23 protein-coding genes and 1 pseudogene are annotated in these 22,171 nt (G+C 36.7%); 8 read left to right on the plus strand and 16 right to left on the minus strand.

Going from position 1 to position 22,171, the window contains the following annotated elements; all coding sequences use genetic code 11:
- Positions 1-11 precede the first annotated feature (11 nt).
- Positions 12-1,070, minus strand: coding sequence for a cytochrome c oxidase subunit II (gene coxB, locus QFZ31_RS13295; RefSeq protein WP_307303468.1), 1,059 nt, complete (start codon positions 1,068-1,070; stop codon positions 12-14).
- A 182-nt stretch (positions 1,071-1,252) separates the two neighbouring features.
- On the minus strand, positions 1,253-2,191 hold the full coding sequence (gene cyoE, locus QFZ31_RS13300; protein WP_307303469.1) for a heme o synthase: 939 nt from the start codon (positions 2,189-2,191) through the stop codon (positions 1,253-1,255).
- A gap of 585 nt (positions 2,192-2,776) precedes the next feature.
- Here cyoE and QFZ31_RS13305 point away from each other — a divergent pair.
- Complete coding sequence (locus tag QFZ31_RS13305) at positions 2,777-3,682, plus strand: COX15/CtaA family protein (RefSeq protein WP_307303471.1); 906 nt, start codon at positions 2,777-2,779, stop codon at positions 3,680-3,682.
- Positions 3,683-3,729: 47 nt separating this feature from the next.
- Here the strand turns inward: QFZ31_RS13305 and pyc are convergent, their stop codons facing one another.
- The 3 genes from pyc to QFZ31_RS13320 form a co-directional block, all read right to left on the minus strand.
- A complete protein-coding gene (pyc, locus tag QFZ31_RS13310; RefSeq protein ID WP_307303473.1) occupies positions 3,730-7,170 on the minus strand; it encodes a pyruvate carboxylase in 3,441 nt (1,146 codons plus the stop codon).
- Positions 7,171-7,232: 62 nt separating this feature from the next.
- Positions 7,233-8,432, minus strand: coding sequence for an FtsW/RodA/SpoVE family cell cycle protein (locus QFZ31_RS13315; protein ID WP_307303475.1), 1,200 nt, complete (start codon positions 8,430-8,432; stop codon positions 7,233-7,235).
- Between the two features lie 174 nt (positions 8,433-8,606).
- Positions 8,607-8,888: a YlaN family protein gene (locus QFZ31_RS13320; protein ID WP_063251657.1), complete on the minus strand. Its 282-nt coding sequence runs from the start codon at positions 8,886-8,888 to the stop codon at positions 8,607-8,609.
- Positions 8,889-9,059: 171 nt separating this feature from the next.
- Here QFZ31_RS13320 and QFZ31_RS13325 point away from each other — a divergent pair, with 171 nt between their 5' ends.
- Entirely contained in the window at positions 9,060-9,557 is a 498-nt protein-coding gene (locus tag QFZ31_RS13325) for a peptidyl-prolyl cis-trans isomerase (protein ID WP_307303477.1), read from the plus strand.
- 62 nt (positions 9,558-9,619) lie between these two features.
- Here the strand turns inward: QFZ31_RS13325 and QFZ31_RS13330 are convergent.
- A pseudogene (locus tag QFZ31_RS13330) lies at positions 9,620-10,949 on the minus strand (PhoH family protein).
- Between the two features lie 199 nt (positions 10,950-11,148).
- On the opposite strand from QFZ31_RS13330, the gene QFZ31_RS13335 reads away from it, so the two are divergent.
- Positions 11,149-11,736, plus strand: coding sequence for a YhcN/YlaJ family sporulation lipoprotein (locus tag QFZ31_RS13335; protein WP_307303479.1), 588 nt, complete (start codon positions 11,149-11,151; stop codon positions 11,734-11,736).
- Positions 11,737-11,755: 19 nt separating this feature from the next.
- On the opposite strand, the gene QFZ31_RS13340 is transcribed toward QFZ31_RS13335, so the two are convergent.
- Positions 11,756-12,211, minus strand: a complete 456-nt coding sequence (locus QFZ31_RS13340; RefSeq protein ID WP_307303480.1) for a pyridoxamine 5'-phosphate oxidase family protein — start codon at positions 12,209-12,211, stop codon at positions 11,756-11,758.
- A 172-nt stretch (positions 12,212-12,383) separates the two neighbouring features.
- Between QFZ31_RS13340 and QFZ31_RS13345 the strand changes: the two genes are divergently transcribed.
- A complete protein-coding gene (locus tag QFZ31_RS13345; RefSeq protein ID WP_081954315.1) occupies positions 12,384-12,584 on the plus strand; it encodes a YlaI family protein in 201 nt (66 codons plus the stop codon).
- Between the two features lie 135 nt (positions 12,585-12,719).
- Here the strand turns inward: QFZ31_RS13345 and QFZ31_RS13350 are convergent, their stop codons facing one another.
- The 3 genes from QFZ31_RS13350 to typA are packed head-to-tail and all read right to left on the minus strand — an operon-like array spanning position 12,720 to position 15,206.
- On the minus strand, positions 12,720-13,013 hold the full coding sequence (locus QFZ31_RS13350; protein WP_307303483.1) for a hypothetical protein: 294 nt from the start codon (positions 13,011-13,013) through the stop codon (positions 12,720-12,722).
- Between the two features lie 4 nt (positions 13,014-13,017).
- Positions 13,018-13,344 carry a YlaH-like family protein gene (locus tag QFZ31_RS13355; protein WP_307303485.1) on the minus strand — a complete coding sequence of 109 codons (327 nt, stop codon included), beginning with the start codon at positions 13,342-13,344 and terminating at the stop codon, positions 13,018-13,020.
- Between the two features lie 23 nt (positions 13,345-13,367).
- A complete protein-coding gene (typA, locus tag QFZ31_RS13360; protein ID WP_179597422.1) occupies positions 13,368-15,206 on the minus strand; it encodes a translational GTPase TypA in 1,839 nt (612 codons plus the stop codon).
- A 174-nt stretch (positions 15,207-15,380) separates the two neighbouring features.
- Here typA and QFZ31_RS13365 point away from each other — a divergent pair, with 174 nt between their 5' ends.
- On the plus strand, positions 15,381-15,566 hold the full coding sequence (locus tag QFZ31_RS13365; protein WP_179597424.1) for a YlaF family protein: 186 nt from the start codon (positions 15,381-15,383) through the stop codon (positions 15,564-15,566).
- 66 nt (positions 15,567-15,632) lie between these two features.
- On the opposite strand, the gene QFZ31_RS13370 is transcribed toward QFZ31_RS13365, so the two are convergent.
- Both QFZ31_RS13370 and QFZ31_RS13375 read right to left on the minus strand, forming a co-directional pair.
- Positions 15,633-16,430 (minus strand): inositol monophosphatase family protein, encoded by a 798-nt coding sequence (locus QFZ31_RS13370; protein WP_307303487.1) that lies wholly within the window; start codon positions 16,428-16,430, stop codon positions 15,633-15,635.
- A gap of 204 nt (positions 16,431-16,634) precedes the next feature.
- Complete coding sequence (locus QFZ31_RS13375) at positions 16,635-16,829, minus strand: hypothetical protein (RefSeq protein ID WP_306072544.1); 195 nt, start codon at positions 16,827-16,829, stop codon at positions 16,635-16,637.
- A 179-nt stretch (positions 16,830-17,008) separates the two neighbouring features.
- Between QFZ31_RS13375 and QFZ31_RS13380 the strand changes: the two genes are divergently transcribed.
- Positions 17,009-17,641, plus strand: coding sequence for a YktB family protein (locus QFZ31_RS13380; RefSeq protein ID WP_307303490.1), 633 nt, complete (start codon positions 17,009-17,011; stop codon positions 17,639-17,641).
- 35 nt (positions 17,642-17,676) lie between these two features.
- Here the strand turns inward: QFZ31_RS13380 and QFZ31_RS13385 are convergent, their stop codons facing one another.
- Positions 17,677-17,949, minus strand: a complete 273-nt coding sequence (locus QFZ31_RS13385; protein WP_307303491.1) for a UPF0223 family protein — start codon at positions 17,947-17,949, stop codon at positions 17,677-17,679.
- Between the two features lie 292 nt (positions 17,950-18,241).
- Entirely contained in the window at positions 18,242-19,201 is a 960-nt protein-coding gene (locus QFZ31_RS13390) for an NAD(P)H-dependent flavin oxidoreductase (RefSeq protein ID WP_307303493.1), read from the minus strand.
- Positions 19,202-19,405: 204 nt separating this feature from the next.
- Between QFZ31_RS13390 and QFZ31_RS13395 the strand changes: the two genes are divergently transcribed.
- On the plus strand, positions 19,406-20,878 hold the full coding sequence (locus tag QFZ31_RS13395; RefSeq protein ID WP_307303496.1) for an aminotransferase class I/II-fold pyridoxal phosphate-dependent enzyme: 1,473 nt from the start codon (positions 19,406-19,408) through the stop codon (positions 20,876-20,878).
- Between the two features lie 52 nt (positions 20,879-20,930).
- On the opposite strand, the gene QFZ31_RS13400 is transcribed toward QFZ31_RS13395, so the two are convergent.
- On the minus strand, positions 20,931-21,053 hold the full coding sequence (locus tag QFZ31_RS13400; RefSeq protein WP_179597438.1) for a GapA-binding peptide SR1P: 123 nt from the start codon (positions 21,051-21,053) through the stop codon (positions 20,931-20,933).
- Positions 21,054-21,358: 305 nt separating this feature from the next.
- Between QFZ31_RS13400 and QFZ31_RS13405 the strand changes: the two genes are divergently transcribed.
- Entirely contained in the window at positions 21,359-21,793 is a 435-nt protein-coding gene (locus QFZ31_RS13405; protein ID WP_307303498.1) for a DUF1885 family protein, read from the plus strand.
- A gap of 35 nt (positions 21,794-21,828) precedes the next feature.
- Here the strand turns inward: QFZ31_RS13405 and QFZ31_RS13410 are convergent, their stop codons facing one another.
- On the minus strand, positions 21,829-22,074 hold the full coding sequence (locus QFZ31_RS13410; protein WP_307303501.1) for a hypothetical protein: 246 nt from the start codon (positions 22,072-22,074) through the stop codon (positions 21,829-21,831).
- Positions 22,075-22,171: the final 97 nt, after the last annotated feature.

Below are 22,171 nucleotides of genomic sequence, written 5' to 3' on the forward strand. Positions count from 1 at the left end.
CAATTCCCCTATTATTCCTGGACTTTTAATCCCATTAAATATGCTGTTAAAGCATCAAGCTCATCTTCACTTAATTGTGGATATTTATCCGTCATTAAATTTCCTGGCTTGTATTTTTCTGGAGTTCGTATCCAATTCTTTAATTCTTCCTCATTATGGTCTAATACACCCGCAATACGAGAGCGATCACCAAAGTTTGATAAGTTCGGAGCTAACCTTGCTTCTGGAGGTGCTGCATTTGCTGGTGTAACTGCATGACAGCTGATACAGTTTTTATTGAAAATTTCTTGACCATCTTGAGCAAGTGCGGTTTCAGCTTTAGCAGGTTCTTTTACATCCTTCATATCAGCTACCCAGTTATCAAAGTCATCGCGGTTCATCGTTTTAACTTTAAAGTCCATTAAAGCATGTGATGGTCCACAAAGCTCAGCACACTTACCGTAGAATAAATCTCCCGCTTCTTTAGCCTTAGCACTATCAAACTCTAACCAAAATTTATTCACATTCTCGGTATTGGTATCAAGCTTTCCGCCTACCGCTGGAACCCAGAAAGAGTGTTTAACATCAGAAGAAATCAAATTAAAATATACCTTCTCATCAGTTGGAACGACCAAATCTTGACTGGTCACAATTTCTTGACCAGGATATTCAAATTCCCACCAATATAAATTGGAACGTACATTGATAACAAGTGCATCAGAATCTTTCTTATCCATTGGTGATACATCTGCTAATTTAAATGTAGCAGAAACCGTTGGAACTGCTAAAAGCAATAGTAATAAAATAGGTATAACAGTCCAAATAATTTCTAGTTTGTGACTTCCTTCTACCTGTTTTGGTATCCTATCATCTTTTCGTCTAAATTTAACCAAGACAAGAATAAAGATTACTGCTACAACTAAAATAACCCCTACCATAATCAATGTACTAAGTTTCATCAGATCATATTGCATGTCTGCAACTTCACCAGCAGGCCTTAATGTCGATAGGAACGGTTCGCCACATCCTGAAAGGATAAGCGAAAGAATCGCAAATATCGAGATTAAACGCCATTTTGCAAGCCTTTTCATAGCTAAATCATACCCCTCTTTCGCTAAATGATTTCTTTAATTATCTGTGATCAAAAATGTATGTAGTATTATTCCTTCTTAAACGTTAAAAGAAACCTGGAGGCAAAAAGCTATAATGCCTCCATTATTTTTTTAAACAATAGGAATACTTATATTCCCCTAATCAAGAAAGAACATCCCAGCTAAACTAACGTTACAATGACCATTGCGACAAAAATAATGGTTAGATATTGCAATGAGTACACAAACATTAATTTTGCCCACTTAATATCATCTTTGATCTTATATCCATAAATCCCTAATACAAGCCAACCGATATTTAATACAGTTGCCAAAATTAGAAATGGGATTCCTAATGAAGTAAGTAATAAGGGTGTTGGCAGTAATGCTGCTACCCATACTAGGATGTGTTTCTTAGTCGTTTTAAACCCCTTCACCACTGGAAGCATTGGAATGCCAGCAGCGCGATATTCCTCTACCCTTCTCATAGCAAGAGCATAAAAATGGGGAGGCTGCCAAATAAACATAATAATAAACAATGACCATGCAATAATATCAAGATTTCCATCTACTGCAGCCCAGCCAATTAATGGCGGTACAGCTCCAGATATACTACCTATGATAGTATTAGATACCAGCTGTCGCTTAGACCACATAGAGTAGAGGACAACATAACTAAAAACCCCAAGCAGCCCAATCACTGTTGCAGTTACAGTAGTAAACAATAAAAAAATTGTACCGATAGTAATTAAGATAATACCTAATCCAAGTACCTTTGACGGAACTATTTTCCCAGTAACCGTTGGTCTTGATTTTGTTCTTTCCATTAACGGGTCTATATCACGATCAATGTAATTATTAATGCTGCATGAGCCCGCAATTATTAAGGAGGAACCAATTACGGTAAATAAGACTATATCTAAGTTGCTTAGGAAACTTTGCCCGCTAAAATGCAGCGCAAGCCAAATACCAGTAAAAGTAGTAATAAGATTTGAATTTACAATTCCAATCTTTATAAGTGCCATAAAATCTTTCCACATTGTGGTCTTTACCAAATGTGAATTTAGGCCTGTAGAGCCATTATCAATCGTCGCTTCACCGAATGCCTTTGAATTTGGCATCTTTCCCCCTCCTAAAATGTTCTAATTATTATTATAAACCCGATAGATAACTTTACCAAATTATAATAGTTATTTATAAGCTATTATTATTTTATAATATTGTTATTTAAGGAACACTTTCTCTGTATATTAAATCACACTTTGGTGAATTTTTGTGAATTTTTTTTGAATAATTTTTGTCTAAATTGTGTCCGCTCGTATTTACTACCCATTATACTATATTTTAGAATCTTTAGATAATAAAATACACTCTAATTTAAGCAAAATCTAATACTTTCTTTGTGTTATACACAACAAAAGCATCTTTAACGATTGTTATATATAAGTACAATTTAACCTACTTTATATTAGTAACAGACACTACTCTATTTAGCAATAGTTTTCACTATAACAATAGTGAAAAATAAATGCTATTCATAATGATAATTTATTTAAAAGTTATGCAAAAATTTCAGTTTTAATTCTGTTCTTTTTCCTGCGTTTTCGTTATGATAAGTAAGTACTTTTATCACTTCCTTTTCCAAATCATTATATTTACAAAATATCGATAGAAACGATTAAACTTTTAGTTAAGAAGGTGATTTTTTGCAACGGTCTTTAAAGTGGTTAGCTGTAGCAACTACTATTGGAATGATATTGGTTCTACTCGGGGGAGCCCTAGTAACAAAAACAGAGTCCGGTATGGGGTGCGGGAGATCTTGGCCTTTATGTAACGGTGAGTTCGTGCCAACGGATATAACTCCCGAGTTAGTAATCGAACTTGCTCACAGACTGGTGTCTGGCTCAGTTGGTTTTTTGGTATTGGCTTTATCTATTTGGTCTTGGAAAGTAATTGGGCACATCAGGGAAACGAAATTCCTATCTTTTCTTTCGTTTTTCTTTTTATTGTTACAAGGATTGATCGGAGCAGCAGCGGTAATTTGGGAACAGTCTGATTTTATCCTCGCCCTGCACTTTGGTATCTCACTCATTTCCTTTGCAGCTGTATTTTTACTTACTTTATTAATCTTTGAAATTGATAAAAAGTTTGAGGCTGATAAACTCATTATCGATAAAAGAATGGGCTTCCATATTATCTCTATTTCCATTTATAGTTATTTTGTCATTTATACAGGTGCATTAGTACGTCATACACAATCGAGCTTGGTATGCCGTGATTGGCCATTATGTATCAACGACAGTCCAGCCCTCCCAAGTAATCTTTATGAGTGGGTACAGATGGGACATCGCGCCGCAGCAGCTGGCATTTTCATTTGGATCGCATATGTAACTTACTTAGCAATTAAAAAGTATCGCCAGCAAAAAGTTATCTATTGGGGTTGGGTCAGTGCATTTACACTAGTATCCCTTCAGGTTTTATCGGGAGCTGTTATTATTTTTTCCCGGTTAAATCTTTACATCGCATTGTTGCATGCTCTATTTATTACCTGTTTATTCGGTGTGCTAAGCTATTTTCTCTTATTACTCTCACGATCACGTAAGAATCAATAGATTGAAAAAAGTTGCCAGATATTATCTTGGCAACTTTTTTTATTTCATCATTTTTCTAGTTCGAGCAATAAATCCCCAGTTTGAATAGCATCTTCATTTTTTATATAAATTTCCTTAACTACTCCCGAATATGGTGCTTGGACTGTTGTTTCCATTTTCATAGCTTCGGTAATCAAGAGATGATCCCCTCGTTCTACTCTTTCCCCTTTTTCCACTAATACCTTTACAACCGTACCAGGCATGGTAGCGGAAATATGTGTTTCATTTTTAGGATCTGCTTTTACTCTAGTTAATACCGCAGCTTTAATACTTTCATCCTTAATATTAACCTCACGCGGCTGACCATTAAGTTCAAAATACACCACTCGTGTACCATCCGCCTGTGGCTGACCAATTGAAACAAGTTTAACGATAAGTGTTTTACCTGTTTCAATTTCTACTTCAATTTCTTCACCAAGTCTTAGACCATAAAGGAAAGTAGGGGTATCTAGAAAGGATAAATTTCCATATAGCTCAACCGTATTTAAATACTCTTTATAAACCTTTGGATACAGTGCATAGGAAATCAAATCAATATCAGAGATATTTCGCCCTATCTCTTTCCCTAACTCATCCTTTAAGTCTGAAAAATTAATTTCTGGAAGTAATTCACCTGGACGAACCTCCAAAGGTTTTTTTCCCTTTAAAATGACGTTCTGAAGTCTTTCTGGGAATCCTTGGTGCGGCTGACCGAGATATCCTTGAAACAATTCAACTACCGAATCTGGAAAATCAATCGAGTCTCCTTTAGTAAGGACATCATCTTCAGATAGATTATTTTGAACCATGAAGAGTGCCATATCGCCGACAACCTTAGACGACGGAGTAACCTTTACAATATCCCCAAACATGTGATTGACTCTAGTATACATTTTCTTAACTTCATCCCACTGCTCACCGAGCCCAACACCCTTGGCTTGCTGCTGAAGATTACTGTATTGTCCACCTGGCATCTCATGCTGGTACACCTCAGAATGTGGTGCAACCATTCCACTTTCAAAATCGTGATAATATTTTCGGACATCCTCCCAATAATTTGAAAGCTGTTCCAGGGCCTCAATATTAACATCAGGTTTCCTATCCTTACCTTCTAATGCATAATAAAGCGAATTTGCACTTGGCTGAGAAGTTAGCCCTGCCATCGTACTTAATGCTGTATCGACGATATCTACTCCGCCGTCAATGGCGCGTGCATATGTGTAGATACCATTCCCGCTTGTATCATGGGTATGAAGATGAATCGGAATATCTATCGTTTCTTTTAATTCAGAAATTAGTCGATAGGCTGCTTCAGGTTTAAGCAAACCAGCCATATCCTTAATCCCTAAAATATGTGCCCCTTGGTTCTCAAGTTCTTTTGCAAGTGTTTTATAATAGTTCAAATTATATTTCTCTCTTGTTTCGTCCAGAATATCACCAGTATAACAAATTGCAGCTTCTGCGAGCTTTCCACTATCCCGAACAGCTTCAATCGCAATTTCCATTCCCGGCACCCAGTTTAAACTGTCAAAAACCCTGAAAACATCAATACCCTCCTCCGCAGACTTTCTTACAAATTCACGGATAAGATTGTCAGGATAATTTTTATATCCCACGGCATTGGAACCACGGATTAACATTTGAAACAGAACATTCGGAATTTTTTCACGAAGCATCTGTAATCTTTCCCATGGATCTTCTTTTAAGAACCGATAGGCTACGTCAAATGTAGCTCCTCCCCACATTTCAAAGGAAAAAAGATTAGGTAATAACTTTGCAGTAGGTTCAGCTATATGCAAAATGTCTGTTGATCTTACCCTGGTTGCTAATAACGACTGATGTGCATCTCGGAAGGTAGTATCCGTTAATAGTACATTTTTTTGTTCCTTTAGCCAATGAACAAGACCTTCAGCGCCATTTTGGTCCAGTATTTGTTTCGTTCCATTCTGGTAAGGAAAATCGTATTTCAATTTAGGAATACGCGGCTTAGAAAAAACGGGCCTTTTCTTTTTTTCAATTCCTGGAAACCCGTTCACAGTCACGTTTCCAATATACGTTAACATTTTAGTTCCACGGTCTTTACTAGCCGGAAATACGAATAATTCTGGAGTTGAATCAATAAATGATGTATCATATTCCCCTCTTCTAAACTTTTCATGTCTAACTACATTCTCTAGAAAAGGAATGTTGGTTTTGATTCCACGAATTCTAAACTCCCTAAGGTTCCTTACCATTTTTGATGCCGCTTGTTCAAAGGTTAATGCCCATGTAGAAAGCTTCACAAGCAATGAATCATAATAGGGTGTGATGACTGCACCTTGGTATCCATTCCCTGCATCCAATCGAACACCGAAGCCTCCTCCAGAACGATAAGCCATTATTTTCCCGGTATCAGGCATAAAGTTATTTAGTGGATCTTCTGTTGTAACACGCGACTGAATGGCAAAACCGTTAATACGAATCTCTTCCTGTGGAGGAATTCCGACGATTGGGCTGTGTAACTCCTGACCTTCAGCAACTAAGATTTGCGTATGTACAATATCAATCCCTGTAACCATTTCAGTTACAGTGTGTTCAACCTGAATCCTTGGATTTACTTCGATGAAATAAAAGTCCTCACCCGAAACAAGAAATTCAACTGTCCCTGCATTTAAGTAAGCTACATTCCTCATTAACTTTACCGCGGCAGCACAAATCTTCTCTCGTAATAAGTTTGAAATTGATACACTTGGTGCAACTTCCACTACCTTTTGATGACGTCGCTGTACAGAACAATCACGGTCATACAAATGGACGATGTTACCATTTTTATCTCCAAATATTTGAACCTCTATATGTTTTGGTTTTTCGATTAATTTTTCCAGATATACCTCGTCACTGCCAAATGCTGCTTTTGCTTCCGATCTAGCGCGGTCAAATGCTTCTTGCATTTCCTCTCGATTTCTGACAATACGCATTCCTCGTCCGCCCCCGCCAAGGGCTGCTTTTATAATAATCGGAAAACCATGATTATCAGTAAAATCCACAACTTCCTGTATTGTTTCTACAGGACCATCGCTGCCTGGTATTACCGGTATATTTGCTAATTCTGCTTGTTTTCTTGCCTTAACCTTATCACCGAACATATCGAGATGAGTGGAGGTTGGACCGATAAAAATGATTCCTTCTTCTTCACAACGTCTGGCAAAATGAATGTTTTCAGATAAAAAGCCATATCCTGGATGGATGGCGTTTGCACCGCTGGATTTTGCAATTTCAATGATTCCATCAATGTCTAAGTAAGCATCAATCGGTTTCTTTCCTTCACCAACTAGATATGCTTCATCCGCTTTATAACGGTGATACGCACCTGTGTCTTCCCTGGAATAAATTGCTACGGTTTGGATATTTAATTCGGTACATGCCCGAAAAACACGAATGGCAATTTCTCCTCTGTTTGCAACTAATACTTTGTTGATTTGTCTAGTCAATCTAAGCACCTCATTCTTTCTCACTTTTTTATATAAAAGCGCAGGGATGTATTTTCCCCGCGCTATGTTCGAAATTGATATACATTTCCCTCTTGGTGGGTACTTGTTTTTTCTGGGTGCTTTTGTTTATATTTATTTTCATATTTAACAAACATAGAAACATTGACTAAAATACCTGCAGCTATTGCTAATTGTAAGAGTGATGAACCGCCATAGCTTACAAATGGTAATGGGACACCTGTAAGAGGCATAACCCCAGAAACCCCTGCTAGATTGATAAATGACTGAATTCCAATCATACTCGATATTCCAATCGCTAATAAACTGCCAAATGGATCCTTACATCTTAATCCCAAGTAGATTCCACGTAAAACAATATATCCTAAAGTTAGAATAACGAAGCTGACTCCCCAAACTCCTAATTCTTCTGCAATAACTGCCATAATAAAATCTGTATGTGATTCTGGTAAATACCCTAACTTCTGGACACTCTTTCCTAAACCTAACCCATTAACACCGCCTGAGCCAATCGCAATATACGAGTTTGCTAGATGGAACCCGGAATTAAGTTCGTCCTTGAACGGATTATTTAAAACTTCAAAACGCTCCAAACGTTTCTCGGAAAATATTTCGTCCTGGAGTACTAAAATAACAGGAGATAGGAGAATCATTCCGAGCATGACTAATTTGGTAATCGTTTTGATATTCATCCCTGATGAGATAATAATAGTACCTGCAATCAGTCCAATAATAAGTGCTGTACCAAAGTCTGGTTGAAAGGCAATTAATCCAAGGACAATCACCAGATAGGCTAATGGCGGCAGTACACCGTGATTAAATTTATTAATGTAAGCCTGCTTCTTCGCATAAACGGCTGACAAATAAATGATAATAGATATTTTTACAAATTCAGCCGGCTGAATACTAATAAAGCCAAAATCATACCAACTTTGAGCATTTCCTCTAACTTGTCCAAATACAAATAGACCTAAAAGACCTATGATAGAGAACCCTACCATCGGGAGTAAAAATTTGGTACTTTTCATAATTTTATAAGGAAATAAGGCAATAAATATAAAAATCAGTGCAGATACAATTAGATAAAGCTTTTGTTTTTGATAAAAATAATCACTTTCTACACCATATCGTTGAACTGCCGATGCCATACTGGCGCTATAAACCATCACTAATCCGAATAAAGACAAAAGAACGATCGCGATGATTAATGAATAATCATAGGATTTCAATATTTTTTTAAACATCTAATAACTTCCTCGTTTTTTAAAATTGTCGTTATTGCTATTATAATAGAAAATGGAACAATTGGGTTGAGGAAAAGTTACATTACTCGAATATTTTATATGGAAATATTCTGAATATAATAGCAGTTAATAAAAAACTCAAACAACACATCATTATTGTTTGAGTTTTTTTAGCTATTTTCTAATGGATGCTTCATGAAGCGCAGATAATTCTCTTTCTAATTTATCTAGTATCGCTTTACCATCCTTGACTTCAATTAAGCCTAATCTAACCGCAAATTCTATTTCTCTAGATAAACCAAACATTTGCGTATCCAATACCTCTTCATAAAGCGGGCATTGAGGCATCGTGAGATTTTCCATTTGCACTTTAATAAGCTTTAATATTTTTTCAGCGTCTGCCTGTAACAAGGCATAGGCTTTTTCCTGATGATTCACAATCATTTCAGACGCCAACATTGATCCCCCCATTCAGAGCGATAACCCAACTTATCTATAAATTTTACCTTTTACCACTGAAAAATGCAAGAACAATAACTGTCTGAGTCCTTTGTAATCATATTACTTATATGACATTCAATTTATTTCACGGTATACTTTAATAGAAATGAACTGGAGGAATGAAAGATGGAAAACATACTTATACTGTCTGGCAAGGTAAAATATACTATAACACTCGATCCCACAGTTTGGATTTTTGATGATCGAAAGGTTGATTTGACTACATACTTCTCAACCCCTTCAAATCCCTCTAACGACCTTGAGGAATATACTAAATCAGTTTCTAAACATTGGGACCGTGAAATCATAGAAGGTGCTGTCTACCCGCCAACCTTAAAAACTGAGAAGAAATATGAGAAAGAAAAAGTATTAACTGGAAGTTTTGGCATCCGATTTCAACCTTTTTTAGATAATGCGGAACCAAAAGATAATGCTACTACCTTAATCATAAAAACAACAACTTCAGAACATGAGATATCTCTTGATCGTGCAAAAGAGCTTATTCTTGGTTTTTCAGAAGTTGGAAAGCCCCTTTCAAAAGATGGACCTGTCCATGTTTACTTCGGAGATGGTTCTAACCAACAACATCCAATAAAAAATGTTAGAGAATTTATCATTAAATAATAAACAACGGGTGCCAATTTGGTACCCGTTTGTACATTTTTTCTTACTATGCCTCTTTCTGTTTACAACAAATCTGCTGCCAGCCTTGCTAATCCAGATCGCTCTCCTTTTAGTAATTTAACATGTCCAGAAATAATTTGATCTTTAAATCTTTCGACCACATAGGTTAACCCATTATTGTAAGCGTCAAGATAGGGATGATCAATTTGTTCCGGGTCGCCCATTAAGACAATTTTACTGCCCTCACCTACACGTGTTAAGATTGTTTTCACTTCATGTTTGGTCAAATTTTGTGCTTCATCAATGATAATAAATTGTTTTGGCAGACTTCTTCCCCTTATATAGGTTAATGCCTCTACCTCTATTGACCCCATCCCAGCAAGGATGGCGTCCAATTCGCCCGGTTTCTTAGTATTAAATAGGTATTCTAAATTATCAAATATCGGCTGCATCCATGGTCTAAGTTTTTCTTGTTTTTCCCCAGGTAAAAACCCTATATCTTTCCCAACCGGTACAATAGGCCTAGCTACTAATAGCTTTTTAAACTCTCTAAAGTCTTCAGTTTGCATCAATCCTGATGCTAGAGCTAAAAGCGTTTTACCAGTACCTGCTTTACCTATTAATGTTACTAACGGTATATCCTTTCGTAGTAATAACTCTATTGCCATCGTTTGCTGTACATTTCTTGGATGTATTCCCCAAACATGTTCCTGATTAATCGCAAGTTTCTTTACCTTAAGCTTTGTTTTATCAACCATTCCTAATGCCGAGGCAGATCCGCCTAGAGCATCTTTCATGATTAAGAATTGATTCGGATAAAACGAATATTTACCTATCTCTGATAAAGGCAGCTCCCCTTTTTCATAAAAAGTACCCATTAATTCTCCAGATAAATAAACCTCTAAAAAGCCAGTGTAAATATGGTCGAGTTCGACCACCCTGTCACTTAGAAAATCTTCTGCAGTTAATCCGATAGCGTCTGCCTTTACTCTTACTAATGTATCTTTACTTACAAGGATCACAGGCTTTCCATTTTCTTTTTGTTGTTCTTCCGTTGATAAATTTTTTGCTACTGCAAGAATTCGATTGTCATTTGTTTTTTTCGACAAAGATTTCCTGTAATTCATGAAAGGCACGATGATTAAGTTCAATTCTTATGGTTCCACCATTTTCAAGTGGGATTTTTTCATGAAGCTTCCCCGCTGCTCGCAATTCATCAATTAATCTTGATACATGCCGGGCATTCCTGCCAACTTCATCCATGTATCTCTTCTTTGAGTCCACTTCTTCAAGGACAACTGCAGGAATGACTACTTCATTATCTTCGAATGAGAATATGGAATACGGGTCTTGTAATAAGACGTTTGTATCTAACACGTATATTTTACTCAAAGCGACGCCTCCACTTTTTCTAGTTGTGGCTTGTTCATGGTGCAAACAAACCGAATGCTAGATAGGACTTTGGTAAAATATATGTTTGTTCGAATAAAGATAGAAGGATTTCCGCACAATAAATGTAAGTTGAGTATAACAAAACTCGAGTATTTTTTATGAATCATTTATACAACTCTGAGTGGAGGTGGAGATTTAAATGAAAAAGTTATTGATGTTTACTTGTTTTTTATTGCTTTTAGCTGCATGTAACAACAATACTAACAATGCTCAAAATAATGAGAAGCAATCATTAGTTAACGTAAAGAACTCCAATATCGAAGAGGTGGACAGGCAAACTGGTCAGGAAATTTCCAAACGATTAGTTGAACTTGCCACTAGCATTCCCAATGTTCATGACGCAACTGCGGTTGTTATTGGCAGGTATGCGATTGTCGGAATCGATGTAAATTCGAAGATTGAGCGTTCACAGGTGGGCTCAATAAAATATTCAGTAGCTGAAAGTCTAAAAAAAGATCCTCATGGTGCACGTGCCATCGTAGTCGCTGATGCAGATACCAATCAACGTCTAAAAGAAATTTCGGCAGATATCGAAAAAGGAAGACCCATTCAAGGAATTATGGAAGAACTCGCTGACGTCGCTGGCAGATTAATGCCTGAAATCCCTGGAAATATGATAGATCCTAACCCTAAAAATGCTCCTGAAGAACCTAAGAAAAAGCTGCAGGAGAACGAAAAGAAAAGTTTAGAGGATAAACAGCAAGAAGAATCAAAGCACTATAAATGAGAAAAGCTTAGTCGTGAGACTAAGCTTTTTTCATTGCTTCCATTACCTGTTTATCTAGCCTAGCGGCAGCATTTTTGTCATACGTTTTATCATATTGTGGCTCTGTGACAATTTTCGATCCATAGAACATGACATCTCTGACCTCATGAATCCTGATTTCAATCAACGCTAGCTTTAAAGGAACGTCCTGCAGCCGCTCTTCTTTCAATGCTGCTTCACCTTGTATAGAATATGTAGATTCATTCGCAATTAAATTGATCACCACTTTATTATTCTGTGTGATATTTTGGATAATTCTTGATTTACTATCTACAGCAAAATAGATTGTTTCTTCATCTTTTGCTAAAATCCAAGATATTGCACTAACATTGGGACCACCTGATTCAAAATCAACTGTTGCTAATGTTACAAACCTTTCTTTTTGCAACTCATCATATAAAGGTTTAATGAGTCTTGGTTCCACTTGATTTGGCATTTTTACAACCCCTTCATTCAATTCCTTACCTTTATGTTAAAAAAAACATTCATTCTCATAGTACTATTATCTGTTTTTTTCAGCAACTTAACCAGATTGATTTACTAGTCATCATATTTGCATGATATACTATAGTAAAAACAAAGCAAGACTAGAGAACTTGAGGTGCAATATGAGAGTTAAGTGTGTGATTTGCGACAAAATTGAATCGATAGAAGATGAATCCTTCATAGCAAAACGTCTTCGAAATCGACCAATCCATACATATATGTGTCAAGATTGCAGCAGTAGAATATCGGAAAAAACAAAAGCAAGAATTGATACAGGTAACTTCAGATTTTATCGTGCACAGTCCGAAAAAGATGATTGGTAAGAAAAGCGGAAGCGCCTTGCTCAGGGGCGACAGGCATAAGACAAGCCTTCTTGACGGATTGGCTTATGACCCGAGCCCCTAGGAGCTGGAGCTGGACAGTAAAAAAAATTCATGCCGAGTCCGGCATGAATTTTTTTAATCTTCAAATGGAAAATTACAATATTTATCTGGCTCTTGATTGATCTGGTTAAGCATTACTTCGATGAGGTCACGAGGAAATCGAGTCTTCTTCGTTTCACCTTCATGTATAAAGGATACATAATACATCACTTCATCCGTTGTTACTACAATGTCTGTTAAATGATGTTCATCCTTAATAATCTCATCAAAAAGGTCTAACGTTTCTCGTGCTGCTGTATCCTCAGGACGAGCATCGCATACAATCTTTATTGAAAGCCAATTATAAAGCGCATCCTGTATCGATCCCATGTTATTATCCCCCGTTACTTTGCCTCACGCTTTGCTGTTTTTTCGACTGATGCAAGCGAATCTTGTAAATGATTAATATTAATGCAGCAACCACAAGACCCTCTGTTATTGGCAGGAATATCCCCAATGCAGTGAGAATCGTACACCCTGCCGCTAAAAAGATATAAATCATAATGGATTTCCCTAGTGGTAGCTTTTGGGCAAAGCCAAGCTTATAGACCAAAATAGATAGGGCTACTATCGTAACGTACAGCAGCCACATTCCCATTTTGGGATTTTCGGTAACATTATAGAGCGCTGGGAAAAAAGAAAGTCGATCCGCTACATTCACACGAATACCTCCCCCGAGAGATTTTAGCTTAATTCTGCAACTTTTTTCTTTTTAGCCATTCTTTCACGTTCGTTTTTATCAAGAATTTTTTTACGTAGACGAATTGATTCCGGTGTTACTTCACAGAATTCATCATCGTTTAGGTATTCTAATGACTCTTCTAGTGTCATTATTCTTGGTTTCTTAATAACGGAAGTTTGGTCCTTATTTGCAGAACGGATATTCGTTGCCTGCTTCACTTTTGTGATATTAACTGTAATGTCATTTTCACGTGTGTGCTCGCCAACGATCATACCTTCGTAGATTTCAGTTCCAGGTTCAACAAAGATTGTACCACGGTCTTCTACTTGCATAATTCCATATGTTGAAGCTTTTCCAGACTCCATTGAAACTAGAACACCTTGACGTCTTCCTCCTACTTGCCCTTGAACCATCGGCTGATAGCTGTCAAAAGTATGATTGATGATTCCATAACCGCGTGTCATGGTTAAGAACTCAGTAGTATAACCAATTAAGCCGCGTGCTGGAACATTAAAGATCAGGCGGACTTGACCCGAACCATTATTAATCATATCAATCATTTCGCCTTTACGGGCACCTATTGATTCCATAACAGAACCTGTATGCTCTTCGGGTACATCAATTTGAACTCTTTCAATCGGCTCACAACGTACACCATCTATTTCTTTTACAATAACTTCTGGCTTAGAAACTTGGAGCTCATACCCTTCACGACGCATGTTTTCGATTAAGATAGATAAATGAAGTTCACCACGGCCTGAAACGATCCATGCATCGGGAGAATCAGTATTTTCGACACGTAAGCTTACATCCGTTTGTAATTGAGCAAGAAGTCTTTCTTCAATCTTTCTAGAAGTTAGATACTTACCTTCTCTGCCTGCAAATGGGCTGTTATTTACAACAAACGTCATTTGTAGTGTTGGTTCATCAATTCTTAGAATTGGTAATGCTTCTTGGTGCTCTACTGGACAAACCGTTTCACCAACATTGATATCTTCCATACCAGAAACAGCAATTAAGTCACCTGCTACTGCTTCTTGAATTTCCTGACGTTTTAAACCAAAGAAACCAAAGATTTTCGTTACACGGAATTGTTTAACTGAACCGTCTATTTTCATTAATGCAACCTGTTGCCCAACTTTCATGGTACCGCGGAAAACGCGCCCAATTCCGATTCTTCCAACATAATCATTATAGTCTAAAAGGGCAACTTGGAATTGTAATGGCTCATCGCGATTGTCAATTGGTGCTGGGATGTGTTCGACAATGGAATCATATAGACATTGCATGTTTTCGTCCTGTTTTTCAGGATCTGTGCTTGCCGTCCCATTTATTGCAGAAGCAAAGATAACTGGGAACTCAAGTTGATCTTCATTTGCATCTAGTTCAATAAACAAATCAATTACTTCATCAATTACTTCTAATGGACGAGCAAAATCACGGTCAATTTTATTAACAACAACAATTGGGGTTAAGTTTTGCTCTAATGCTTTTTTTAGTACAAAGCGAGTTTGAGGCATTGTTCCTTCATAAGCATCAACAACAAGTAATACACCATCAACCATTTTCATGATACGTTCAACTTCGCCGCCAAAATCAGCATGTCCCGGTGTATCCAAAATATTGATTCGTGTATCTTTATATTGGATCGCTGTGTTTTTAGCAAGAATCGTTATTCCACGTTCTCTTTCCAGGTCATTCGAATCCATTGCACGTTCTTCAACGTGCTCATTTGTACGAAATGTTCCTGATTGCTTTAATAATTGGTCAACCAAAGTTGTTTTCCCGTGGTCAACGTGCGCGATGATTGCTATATTGCGAATATCTTCTCTTATTTTCAAGTAATTCACTCCTGCCTTTATTTCAAAAAATTTTAGCTATTTATAGTTTCCCATATACAACTAAAGTATTATACCACATTTATGGTGGAAAGCTAACTTCATTTTATGTAATATATAGCTATATCAATTATGCAAATATTATTTTATTTTTTAGATGACAAGGGGACTAGCAAAATGAAGCAAATTAAATGGATTTTTGTCGTTTTTGCTGTACTGGCAGCAACAAGTATAATGGGCATAGGCGTGGCAATTGGGGAAGAAAGTATCTTAGGGGTAATTGGCAGTATCCTTGCACTGGTTGTTGTAATGGGCTTAGGATTTAAAACAAAAGCAAAATATAGGGCAAAGGGTGAACTGTAAAAAGAAAAGCTACAGCGCCTAGGCGATGTAGCTATACAAAAAAGAAGCCTGCAGGCTTCTTTTTATTTACCATTTACCTTCTTTAAGATAATCATTAATGATGGTTTGATGCAGACCTGGCTTAGCCACAAGCAATGAATCTTTTGAGAGGAAATCCAACTTATTTCCTCTTAAATTAGTGACAACACCGCCTAATTCCTCAATTATAACTGAACCAGCAGCAACATCCCAAGGTGACAATCTCATTGAAATATAAGCATCGACTCTCCCTGTTGCGACAAATACCATTTCAAGAGCAGCTGTTCCGTATGATCTTGTTCCTCTTGCATCTCTAACCAGCGGTATAAGCAAGTTATGGTCAATACGATGATTCTCCATCACCCAGGTTGCATTTAAAGCAATAATCGATTCTTTTACTGTCGCTTGGTTTAAATGAGGCAGCTCAGTATCGTTCATAAATGCACCTTTCCCAGTAATAGCATGATATAATTCATCATGTGCTACATCATAAATAAGCCCAATTTTCCCTATACCATTTTCAAACACACCTAGAGAAATAGCAAAATTTCTCTGTTGATGGATAAAATTCATTGTTCCATCAATTGGGTCGATAATCCATACAACGCCATCAAGATTATTTACTTCATCCCCAAACCCTTCTTCACCCAAAATTCTATGGTTTGGGAAAGTTTTTCTTACTTTATTAATAAAGAATTGTTCAATTTCTTTATCTATATTGGTCACTAAATCATTAGGATTTGATTTGGTTTGGATATTTAAAGTTTCAGTAAAAGAATCCCTAATTTTATCACCAGCTTCCATTACCCATTGCTTAGCCTGTAGATCTACGTAATGCCAGTCCATTTTATCCCTCCAATTATTCAATCCTTATATGTACATATCCTAAGCTTAATTAAATTTATGTATGCCTTCAACTTTTTACCCCTTTATTTTTAATGGCAAAACAATAAACGAACTCTCCACTTTCCTACACAGAGTTCGTTTTATAAAATCAATATGATATTCTTTATTTTCATTCTAAATGGTATCCCCTTTGAAAACAAATGATCAAAGAGCTTTAAGTTTTACTAACTCTTGGCGGATTTTTTCTAACTTCTGTTTACATTCCTTCATCTTTTTTTCATTTTTTTCTTCAATCGCTTCAAACAATGTAGCCAGCTCATAATCCATTTCTAATCGTAAATAGGCCAATCTTTCCTTCTCGCCAATTTTTTTTAGTGAAGTATTCATCAATTGTTTCATCTTAGCGTTCTCCTTTCAATTGTTATTTAATTTTTCAGACTATTTTTAGTAATATAATATGAGCCAGCATGTAAGGTTGCAACAAATATGTGCGTTAACCCATATAAGCACTTAGTTTCAAGAATTTTCGCCAGTATGCTACAATGAATGACAAATGTCTTCACATGGAGGTTTAACAGATGGACTTTAAAAGTTTTAATAATGAAGATTTCGATGTATTTCAAATAGATGGATTAGAGGCAAGAATGGAAGCATTAAAAGAAAGGATTCGCCCAAAATTAGAAAGTCTAGGACATTATTTTGCACCAACCTTAACAACATTGACTGGTGATGAAATGCATATCCATGTTGCCAAACACGCAAGACGGACGATAAATCCTCCTAAAGATACATGGGTGGCATTTGCAAATAATCCTCGTGGTTACAAAATGCTTCCCCATTTTCAAATAGGTCTCTGGAATACTCATTTATTTATCTGGTTTGCTGTTATTTATGAAGCACCTCATAAACAAGAATTTGCAGTAAGATTCACAAAAAAAATTAACAAGATCTTTAAAGAAATACCAAAAGACTTTGTTTGGTCTTTGGACCATATGAAACCTGAATCAGTGCAACATGGACAATTAACCAAAGAGGATTTACAAGGTATGTTTGAACGGCTGGAGAATATTAAAAAGGCAGAGATATTATGTGGATATGAGATTAAACGTGAGGATTTACTACATCTAAGTGCTGAGGAGTTCCTTAAGCAAGTTGAATATGTCTTTACTAAAGTTGCACCATTATATAAGATTGCTCTAAATACAAAATAAAAAACTCCTGAACTTTCGTTCGGAGTTTTTCTGGTTTATTTCATAGAAATTTTTTCGCCTGGTAAGGCTGTTTTGGCTTTTTTTATGGTCCTATAAGAAGAATAGCCGCTAATGTCCTCGAATTCACCACAGAGGGTCTTTTCTTGTGCTTTACCAGGGACAATTTCCTTGAATCGACGATAGGTATCCATCAATTCATCACGCTCAATTCCCTTTTCATACGCTCTTTCTATTGCTTCGTAAAATTTTATTACATCCACAATTTCGTCTGTTGTCCAATGGTAATCAATCGGGTATTGGTACTCCATATTTTCACCTGCTCAATTTATTTCTATATGGCTGTGTTAAATTAGCCAGTTGAATTGCGCTCCACTAAGGAAAGCTTCTTTGAATATCCACCGCAGGGACAGGCGGTCTTTGCCTGTCACGAGGCACTTCGCTTTCCGCGGGCGGTTCGGGGAGCCTCCTCGGCGCTTAAGCGCCTGCGGGGTCTCCCCTGCCCCGTCCTCCCGCAGGAGTCTTCGTGCCTTCCGCGCAAATCAACTGAGTTCTAAAAGCACTAATTAACTTAACACAGCCTTCCATTTATGTATAATACCTTTATTTTGCCCATTTTTCACGAATTTGTTCTGCTTCGATAATCATACGATTAAATAATTCTGCTACGGTTGGGATATCTTTAATAAGTCCCATGACCTGTCCTGCCCATGCAAAGCCTTCATCCTCTACTCCATCATATATATATCGTTTATTGGCTTGGCCGCTAATATAATTCTTCAATTGTTCGTAATTGCCAAATTCTTTCTCTATCTCGAGTATTTTATTTGTCCAATTATTTGAAATTGCACGTGCTGGCGCCCCAAGAGTCCGTTTGATTACAACTGTATTCGCTTCTGATCCTTCTACAAGTCTTTTCTTATAAAGGTCATTGGCATGTACACATTCTTTGGTAGCAATAAATCGTGTCCCCATTTCAATTCCTTCTGCTCCCAAACTGAGAGCTGCCATAAGTCCTCTGCCATCACCAATACCGCCAGATGCGATTACTGGGATAGAAACTGCATCTACTACTTGAGGGATTAATACCATCGTACCAATATCATCCCTGCCTAAATGGCCTCCTCCTTCCTGACCCACAACCATTACTGCATCTGCACCTAATTCTTCAGCTTTTTCAGCCTGCCTTCTAGCGGCAACAAGAACCAGTTTTTTTATAGATGTTCCTTTTAACTGTTCAAATATCGGTGCAGGATTACCACCTGTCATGGAAACAACAGGGACCTCCTCATCAATAGATACTTGAAGCATTTCTTCAAAAGGTCGATTATGCTGACCAATTGCGTAATTAACTCCAAATGGTTTATTCGTCAGTTCTTTAACTTTTCTGATTTCCTCGCGAAGTTTAGTAGGACTCTCAAGAGACATTGCCGTAATTTGCCCAAGTCCACCTGCATTCGAGACGGCTGCAGCTAGTTCAGAATAGGCTAGATAAGCTAAGCCTCCCTGTATTATAGGATATTTGATATCAAGTATATCCGTCACACGCGTTTGCCAATTCATCCGAAATCCCTCCTAATTATGTTACCTTCATATTTCTCCTTTACAGGTTAATTTTCCTGTTTTATTGAGAAACTAAAGTCACACATAAAAAAGTGTATATTTTAAGACACAATTTTCTATGCAAGCACAATTATTAGTGCTATAATTCATTTGTTTTGTATTGATATTAAAAGCATTTTGTATATAAAGAGGTGTGAATATAAATTGTCACAAAACCAAACACCGTTATTTAGCGGTTTATTAGAACATGCAAAAAAAAATCCGGTCCAATTTCATATTCCTGGTCATAAAAAAGGTGTTGGAATTGACTCTGATTTTCGAAATTTCATTGGTGATAATGCCTTATCAATAGACCTAATTAATATTGGACCACTCGATGACCTGCATCAGCCAAAAGGGATGATTAAACAAGCCCAAGACCTGGCTGCTGAGGCATTCGGCGCGGATAGAACTTTCTTTTCAGTTCAAGGAACAAGTGGTGCGATTATTGCTATGATTATGGCGGTTTGTGGACCAGAGGATAAGATTATTGTCCCAAGGAATGTTCATAAATCAATTATGTCGGCAATTGTCTTTTCTGGCGCCATTCCTGTTTTTATTCACCCGGAAATCGATGAGGAACTAGGTATTTCTCATGGAATTACGACCGAATCAGTAGAGAAGGCATTAAATCAGCATCCAGATGCGAAAGCTATCTTAGTGATAAACCCGACGTACTTTGGAATTGCAGCAGATTTAAAAAGAATAGTCGAAATTGCGCATTCTCATAACGTTCCGGTCCTAGTTGATGAAGCACATGGGGTTCATATTCATTTTCACGATGATTTGCCTCTATCTGCCATGCAGGCCGGTGCTGATATGGCTGCAACGAGCGTCCATAAACTTGGCGGATCCATGACACAAAGCTCTATTTTAAACGTTAAAGAGGGCCTTGTTTCTGCTAAGCACGTTCAAGCTATACTAAGCATGCTGACAACGACCTCAACTTCCTATTTATTACTTGCATCCCTGGACGTTGCTAGAAAACAATTAGCAACTAAAGGAAAAGAGTTAATTGAGAAAACCATTGATCTTGCACAATCAATAAGAAAACGAATTAATGAAATCGATCATCTACATTGTGTTGGCGAAGAAATCTTAGGTTCCAAAGCAACATTTGATTATGATCCAACTAAATTAATTATCTCGGTAAAAGAATTAGGATTAACGGGTTATGAGGTCGAAAAGTGGCTAAGGGAAAAACATAATATTGAGGTAGAAATGTCTGACCTCTATAACATCCTTTGTATCATAACAATTGGCGATACAGCAGTGGAAGGCGACATTTTGGTTAATGCTTTAAAAGAACTTGCTGAGGAACGCGAACACCTTAATGAAAAGTTCGAACCTATCCAAGTTCTTCTTCCTGATATTCCAGTTCTTGCATTGACCCCAAGAGATGCCTTTTATGCAGATACGGAAGTTATACCTTTTGAAGAATCAGAAGGAAGAATAATTGCCGAATTTATTATGGTCTATCCACCCGGAATTCCAATTTTCATCCCAGGTGAAATTATTACAAAAGAAAACCTCCATTATGTTCGTGAAAACCTCGAAGCTGGTTTGCCTGTTCAAGGACCAGAGGATGAAGAAATCAAAACTATTCGGGTAATCAAGGAATATAAAGCTATAAAATAAAAATACAGGATTCCATTGAGGAATCCTGTTTCTATTTTATTTAAAGAAATTTTTATCTTTCTTCTTCGGAATGGCGATCATCGCAACAATTACATCTAGAATAGAGAACTGTTACTTTTTCATCTTCAAAATGATCAATTGTTGAGTCGCAAGCTTGGCAAACGATTGTACCCATCTTTTCAATCCCCTTTTCATCATGAAATGTGCATTACATTGAAAACGTTTTATTGTTGTTAATTTAATAATAATATAACACATTGGATTTTTCAAGCCTAAATTGTATGTCACATTTAATTATTTTTTCATAAAAAAAGGTCTTTAATAGACCTTTTACTGTCAAATTATTCATATTGATATAAAATAGGATTTGCAGAAGGGTTTCTTTGAACAACAAATGACATTTATGAGACTAAATGTTGTCATCAAGGTTTTTACAATGCTAGAATAAAAGAGATATCAATGGGACTAGGGGGGATGATGATGGCTGAAAATGCATTTATTAAACTAGTGCCTTCATCTGCACAACAAACAATTACCGTAGAGGAAGTAAAAGAATTATTATCTTATTATAAAGATATTACGGGTAAGACAGGGAATCAAGTTGATTGGGAATATGGTGACTCGGCATTCCCTTACGAACTGAAAGAAAAAAGTGAAGCCAAAGGAAAATGGTTTTATTTACAATCGACGAATGAACGGTATTATGCAATTTTATTTGGTGTCGACAAAGAAATGGTTCGTGATGAAGACGGTACGGAAAGAATTCAAACATACATACAAGTCACTCTTCCAGAACAGTCAACATTCGGTGATAAAGGTAAAGCAAATGAATTTTGCAAATTCCTAGCAAAGAAATTACAAGGAGAATTACACCTTTTTAACGAACGAATCATGTATTATTATCCAAGAAAGTAAGTGCACTCAACAAGCTCCCATTTGTGGGAGTTTTTTTAATGTGTTATTAGTGCAAGTGTATAATGAATCGATGAATAAATCATGAGGCTAAGAGATGTAATAAAAAGGGTTTTTGCCGTTGATTGTGTCACTCGATTGCATAGTGCAAAAGCCAAGTAAAAGAAAACAAAGAACATTATAACCTTGTATAGCAGCTGATCATGTTTAGACAGCCACTCAATGAACGTAAATGCACTCCAAATCATTAATTGTACTATCATAATAACGTAAGTCCGCATCATTCATCACCACTCAAAATATTTCTAAAAATAAAAGATGGTATTGTTTTAAATATATGATTCATACGCAGATATATTTATTTTTCGATAAAAAAATGAA

The sequence above is a fragment of the Neobacillus niacini genome (genome assembly GCF_030817595.1).
Taxonomy (GTDB): Bacteria; Bacillota; Bacilli; order Bacillales; family Cytobacillaceae; genus Neobacillus; species Neobacillus niacini_G.